Origin of the sequence: Oceanibaculum pacificum, assembly GCF_001618175.1 — a bacterium.
In the GTDB taxonomy this organism is placed as follows: Bacteria; Pseudomonadota; Alphaproteobacteria; order Oceanibaculales; family Oceanibaculaceae; genus Oceanibaculum; species Oceanibaculum pacificum.
The window spans coordinates 1-5,666 of the sequence record NZ_LPXN01000086.1 but is presented as its reverse complement, the minus strand read 5'-3'; the positions used below and the strand labels follow the sequence as shown (position 1 = coordinate 5,666).

Sequence of the window (5,666 nt, the reverse complement as noted above, 5' to 3'; positions counted from 1 at the left end):
CGTGGACCCCCGGCACAAGGCCGGGGGTGACGGTCTGAGTGGGGTGCAGCAAAGAGCCTAGCTATGCACCGCCGCCGCCCTACTTCCGGCGCTTCTCCACCAGCACGTCGGCCTTGCGCAGGGCCTCGATCTCGGCGGCGGAGAAGCCGGCCTCGGCCAGAACCTCCTGTGTGTGCTGACTGAATTTCGGCGGCAGGCGGCGCACGCTGCCTGGCGTGCGGCTCAGCTTCACCGGGATGCCGAAGGCGCGATAGTCGCCATGGCGCTCGTCCATCTTGCGGTGCTGGGTGTGCGGCGCGTCGAACACCTGCTTCACATCGAGCACCGGGCCGGCCGGCACGCCGATCTCCAGCAGCCGCGTGCACAGCGCCACCCCATCGACATCCGCCAGCGCCACCTCCAGCTCGACGCGCAGCGCCGCGCGATTCTCGTTGCGCGTGGCGTTGCTGACGAAGCGCGGATCCTCCAGCAGCGCCGGGCAGCCGATCTCGGTGCACAGCCGCTCGAAGGCGCGGTTATTGCCGATGGCCAGGAAGACCTCTCCAGTCTTGGTGGCGAACTTGTCGTAGGGCGTGATGTTGGGATGCGCGTTGCCGGTCAGCACCGGCGTCTTGCCCGACAGGAAGTAATTGGCCGCCTGCGGATGCAGCAGCGCGATGGCCGAATCATACAGCGTCATGTCGATATACTGGCCCTGGCCGGAGCTTTGCCGTTCGAACAGCGCCATCATGATGCCGAGCGCAGAATACAGGCCCGTGCCCAGATCGACCAGCGGGATGCCGATGCGCGTCGGCCCGGCTTCCGGCGTGCCGTTGATCGAGAACATGCCGGCCATCGCCTGGATCACGGCGTCATAGCCGGGAAAACCGCCCAGCGGCCCGTCCGCGCCGAAGCCGCTGATGCGGCAATGGATCAGCGTCGGGAAGCGCTTCGACAGCACCTCGTGATAGCCCAGGCCCCAACGCTCCATGGTGCCCGGCTTGTAATTCTCGATCAGCACGTCCGCCCCGTCGAGCAGGCGCAGCAGCACCTCCCGGCCCTCCGGCTTGGACAGATCGAGACCGACCGAGCGCTTGTTGCGGTTCACGCCGATGAAGTAGGAGGCGTCCTCCTCCAGGAAGGGCGGGCCCCAGTCGCGCACCTCGTCGCCCTGCGGCGGCTCGATCTTCACGATCTCCGCCCCGTGGTCGCCCAGTATCTGGGTGCCGTAGGGGCCGCCCAGCACGCGAGTCAGGTCGATCACTTTCAGGCCGGCCAGCGCACCCTTGGATGCAGCGGCCGGGGTGGCGGTTTCCGCCATGCTCGTTTTCTCCCTTATGTTGAAAATCAGGCGGCGGCGAAGACGCGGGCCGCGAAAGCCGGGTAGGTCTCAGCGATCTCCTCGCCAATCCGGCCGCGGATCAGCGCCAGCGTCCCGGCATCGGGCGTCGGCGTTTCCGGCACCTTGGCCGGCTCGTCGAAATCGAAGCCGGTATTCTCGCGGATCTCCTGCACCGTATGGCCGGGATGCACGCTGCGCAGGGTGAAGCGCTTGGCAGCCTTGTCGAAGTCGAAGATGCAGCGGCCGGTGACCAGCGCGTGCGGCCCGCCGGGGCGGTACACATTGGCCGGGCTGGTGCCTGGCGCGCTGATGAAATCCACCTTCGGCACCAGCACGCGGTCAGTATGCTCCTCACGGAACAGGATGACGCGCGGGATCAGGAAATACAGATAGGCCGAGCCGAAGGAGCCGGGGAACCGCACCTTGGTCTGCGGATAATCGCCGATGCCGACCAGGTTGATATTGGCCTCGCCGTCGATCTGCCCGCCGCCCAGGAAGAAGGCATCAATGCGCCCCTCGGCGGCGCAGTCGAAAAGCTCCTTGCCGCCATCGGTGAAGGCGGTGTGCTTGCGGCTGCCGAGCAGCGAGACGCGCAGCTCGCCCTTGGAACGCGCGCGGGTCAGCAAGGCGGCCGCCCCCGGAATCGGCGAGGAATTGCCGACCGCGACATGCCGCAGCCCGGTCAGCATGTCGGCGATGGAAGCGATCAGCAGCTCTTCGGGTTTACAATCGGTCATCGGCTCACTCCGCCGCCTTCGGCGCATGGACATGGTCGGCGAGATAGCGCTGGAACCCGTCATCGCTGCGCGCCTGCTCGTAATAATGCGCGATATGCGCGGCATCGGGGGCGTAGCGACCGCCCAGCCCGACCGGCCAGGCGCCCTGCTTCGCCTCCGCCACAGCCGTCACATAGAGGCCGGGGATGGTGCCGGCGGCGACGATCTCGTCGGCCAGCAGATCCTCGTCCACAATCTCCTCGGCGGTGATGAAGGTCTGTTTCGCGGCATGCGCCATCAGCATCAGCTCGCGCCGCACGCCGATCCAGGCATTGCCCTTGCGGTCGGCCTTGGCGACGTGGAACAGCGCCACGTCCGGCTTGATCGCCGGGATCAGCACCAGCGGGTCATCCTCGCCGAACGGGTTCTCGCCGCGCTTCCAGTCCTCGCGATGCTCCAGCAGGTCGCTGCCCAATAGGCCGCGCAGGGGCATGTAGGGAATGCCCTTCTCGGCCGCCTGCAAGCCGGCATGAATGGCCGGACAGGTGCCGTCCAGCAGCTTGATCGAGCCCTGCTTGGCGGCGTTGATGAAGCGCGGCGCGATGCCCAGCTCGCCCATGGTGACGGCGGCGGTTTCCAGCGTCGCGACGCAGCCGGCGCCGATCAGCATGTCGCCCTGCAGGCCAACCGAGGGCACGCCGACGATATGCAGGTTCTTCGCGCCGCGCCGGATCAGCGCGCGGATGACCGCCATGGCGCAGCCGGAATAATCCGGCGGCAGGGCGATCTTCGCGCCATCGGGAATGCGCGCGGCGATCTGCTCGATATCGTGGGATGTAAACGCCATGGACACCTTTCCTTCCACGAGACACGGTTCTTGTCCAGCCCCGCCGCCCGGTTCCGTGCTATGGGAGGGCTGAGGATCGCGACCGTTTTCGGGAAGGCAGTCTAGGATGGACGAACCGCGCTTGGCCACGGGGATTTGGGTCAAGGCCCATATACGCCAATGCATAACGCAGAACATCCCCGCCTATGTGCTGCGCAAGGGCGCGGAGGCCGGGGCCACGGTGATCCTGCGGATAAACCGGCTGGAGCAGGGCTGCCAGGTGCTGAGCCAGGCCCGCGACATGGACGGCAATCTGGGCTGGCTCGCCGCCTTCGACGGCGCGCTGGTCGACGATGCCCAGGCCGACGCCTATATCGAGCGCGCCGTCCAGCGCGACCCGGACCTCTGGGTCGTCGAGGTGGAAACCAGGACCGGCGAGCACCCGTTTCCGGGGAAAGTATTTTAGTCTCCCCAGGCGCCCTCCCCCATCACAGGTGACGGAAAGCCGCCGCACACAGGGCTGGGCCGCCGAAATCGCAGTTGTGAGGCCGGCGGGCGGGACGTAGGACAAACGCATGTCCGCGCCGCCCCCGTCCCCCAGAAACCTGTCCGACCGTGCCCAGACCGCCTGGCTGGCGGTAATGCCGGCCGTGTTCGTCGGGCTGTGGAGCACGGGCTTCATCGGGGCGAAGCTGGGGCTGCCCTATATCGAGCCGCTGACCTTCCTGTTCCTGCGCTTCGTGCTGCTGACAGCGCTGATGGTGCCGCTGGTGCTGTTCTTCCGCGCCGACTGGCCGCCGCGCGCCAAGCTGAAGCATATCGCGCTGTCCGGCGTGCTGATCCAGGCCTTCTATCTGGGCGGCGTGTTCATCGCCATCCATCAGGGCGTGCAGGCCGGCGTTGCGGCGCTGATCGTCAGCACCCAGCCGATCCTGACCGCGGCACTGGCCGGCCCGGTGCTGGGCGAACGGGTGACGCGCCGGCAATGGCTGGGACTCGCCTTCGGCATGGCCGGCGTCGCCGCCGTGATCATCGAGAAGATCGGCCCTGGCGGGGCGGCCTGGCCGGCCTTCTTCGCCGTCGGCAGCCTGGTCGGCATCACCATCGGCACGCTCTATCAGAAGAAATACTGCCAGGGCGTCGATGTGCTTTCCGGCATGCTGGTGCAGTGCGTGCCGGTGGCGCTGGTGTTCGGCCTGGGCGCGCTGCTGTTCGAGACCAACGAGATCGTCTGGACCGGCGAGCTGGTCTTCGCCCTGCTGTGGCTGACGATCCCGCTCTCCATCGGGGCGACGACGCTGTTTTATCTGATGATCAAGCGGGGCGCGGCTTCGCAGGTCGCCAGCCTGTTCTACCTGGTGCCGCCGACAACGGCGGCGCTGGCCTGGCTGATCTTCGACGAGCGTTTCGGCCTGTCGGCGATGATCGGCATGGCGCTGGTGATCGTCGGCATCCTGCTGATCCGGATGAAAGGCAACGGCGCATGAGCCTCGACGACGGCACACCGCAGCCCTCCAGCCCGGAGACCCGCAAGCGCGCCTTCAAGCTGCTGTTCGTCAGCCTGCTCTGTCTCGGCATGGGACAGTCGCTGATGTTCGCGAATCTGCCGCCGATCGCCCGGCAGCTTGGCCTCAGCGAATTCCAGGTCGGCTCGATCTTCATGATCTCGGCGATCCTGTGGGTGTTCTGCGCGCCCTTCCTGGGCCGGCGCAGCGATATCTGGGGTCGGCGGCCGGTGATCCTGCTGGGCGTGATCGCCTATGCCGTCTCCACCCTGACCTTCGGCCTCGTCGTGCAGCTCGATATGTGGGGCTGGATCGGCATGGGCGTGGCCTATCCGGCGATGCTGCTGACACGCTCGATCTATGGCGGGCTGGGGGCCGGCACCATCGCCGCGGCGCAGGCCTATGTCGCCGACCGGACCACGCGGGCGGAGCGGGTGAAATCGGTCGCCGCGATCAACGCCGCCTTCAGCCTGGGCGTGACCGTGGGGCCGGGCGTGGGCGCGGCCCTGGTGGTGTTCGGCCTGCTGGCCCCGTTCTACGGCGTTGCGGCAATGGCCTTCGCCAGCGCCGTCGCGGTCTATTTCATGCTGCCGGAGCAGACCCGCCCGAAGGATCAGAGCGCCCGCCCACGCCTCAGCCCGTTCGATAAGCGGGTGCTACCCTTCCTGGTCGCCGGCACCATCATCGGCACGGTGCAGGCGCTGACCATGCAGACCGCCGCCTTCTATTTCATGGATGTGCTGAAGCTGGGCGCGGAAGAGACGGTGCAATATGTCGGCATCGGGCTGATGGCCTCGGCCATGGCCGCCGTGCTGGCGCAGCTCGTCGTGATTCCGCGCCTGAATCCGTCGGCTCAGTTCCTGATGCGCATCGGCTGCATCATCGGCGTCGTCGCCTATGTGATCTTCCTGCTGGCGGACAGTTACGGGCCGCTGGTGTTCGCGCTGGTGATCTCCGGCCTGGCCTTCGGGCTGGGGCGACCGGGCATCGCCGCCGCCGCCTCGCTGGCCGTGCGGCAGGACGAGCAGGGCTCGGTCGCCGGGCTGACCGGGGCGACGGGTGCGGCCGGCCATCTGCTGTCGCCCATCGTCGCCATGCCGCTCTACAAGATCGACCCGACCCTGCCCTACATGCTGGGGCTGGGCCTGTTCCTGCTGCTTGGCGTGCTGATCCTCGCCAACCGCACCATCCGCGAATCCGGCAAGAAGGTCGCCGAGGACCAGCTCGGCCACGACGACCATCCGCTATAGGCATTCAGCCTGAATAATACTCCTCTCGTCACCCTCGGGCTTGACCCG

At 67.3% G+C, this 5,666-nt stretch carries 6 protein-coding genes; 3 read left to right on the top strand and 3 right to left on the bottom strand.

What is annotated here, in order from left to right; translation table 11 throughout:
- Nucleotides 1-79: 79 nt before the first annotated feature.
- The 3 genes from AUP43_RS06015 to AUP43_RS06005 are packed head-to-tail and all read right to left on the bottom strand — an operon-like array spanning nt 80 to nt 2,884.
- Nucleotides 80-1,300: a CaiB/BaiF CoA transferase family protein gene (locus tag AUP43_RS06015; protein ID WP_067553795.1), complete on the bottom strand. Its 1,221-nt coding sequence runs from the start codon at nt 1,298-1,300 to the stop codon at nt 80-82.
- Nucleotides 1,301-1,326: 26 nt separating this feature from the next.
- Nucleotides 1,327-2,058 (bottom strand): CoA-transferase, encoded by a 732-nt coding sequence (locus tag AUP43_RS06010; protein ID WP_067553793.1) that lies wholly within the window; start codon nt 2,056-2,058, stop codon nt 1,327-1,329.
- 4 nt (nt 2,059-2,062) lie between these two features.
- Complete coding sequence (locus tag AUP43_RS06005; protein WP_067553791.1) at nt 2,063-2,884, bottom strand: CoA transferase subunit A; 822 nt, start codon at nt 2,882-2,884, stop codon at nt 2,063-2,065.
- A gap of 121 nt (nt 2,885-3,005) precedes the next feature.
- Between AUP43_RS06005 and AUP43_RS06000 the strand changes: the two genes are divergently transcribed.
- From AUP43_RS06000 to AUP43_RS05990, 3 genes are all read left to right on the top strand, one after another.
- On the top strand, nt 3,006-3,329 hold the full coding sequence (locus tag AUP43_RS06000) for a DUF1491 family protein (RefSeq protein WP_232314891.1): 324 nt from the start codon (nt 3,006-3,008) through the stop codon (nt 3,327-3,329).
- Nucleotides 3,330-3,438: 109 nt separating this feature from the next.
- Nucleotides 3,439-4,350 (top strand): DMT family transporter, encoded by a 912-nt coding sequence (locus AUP43_RS05995; RefSeq protein ID WP_067553787.1) that lies wholly within the window; start codon nt 3,439-3,441, stop codon nt 4,348-4,350.
- Nucleotides 4,347-5,618, top strand: a complete 1,272-nt coding sequence (locus AUP43_RS05990; RefSeq protein ID WP_067553785.1) for an MFS transporter — start codon at nt 4,347-4,349, stop codon at nt 5,616-5,618. The genes AUP43_RS05995 and AUP43_RS05990 overlap by 4 nt, the downstream gene beginning before the upstream one ends.
- Nucleotides 5,619-5,666: the final 48 nt, after the last annotated feature.

Coding starts and splice junctions, on each gene's coding strand:
- AUP43_RS06015 (WP_067553795.1), bottom strand. CDS start 1,300: ATGGCGGAAACCGCCACCCCGGCCGCTGCATCCAAGGGTGCGCTGGCC.
- AUP43_RS05990 (WP_067553785.1), top strand. CDS start 4,347: ATGAGCCTCGACGACGGCACACCGCAGCCCTCCAGCCCGGAGACCCGC.
- AUP43_RS06010 (WP_067553793.1), bottom strand. CDS start 2,058: ATGACCGATTGTAAACCCGAAGAGCTGCTGATCGCTTCCATCGCCGAC.
- AUP43_RS05995 (WP_067553787.1), top strand. CDS start 3,439: ATGTCCGCGCCGCCCCCGTCCCCCAGAAACCTGTCCGACCGTGCCCAG.
- AUP43_RS06005 (WP_067553791.1), bottom strand. CDS start 2,884: ATGGCGTTTACATCCCACGATATCGAGCAGATCGCCGCGCGCATTCCC.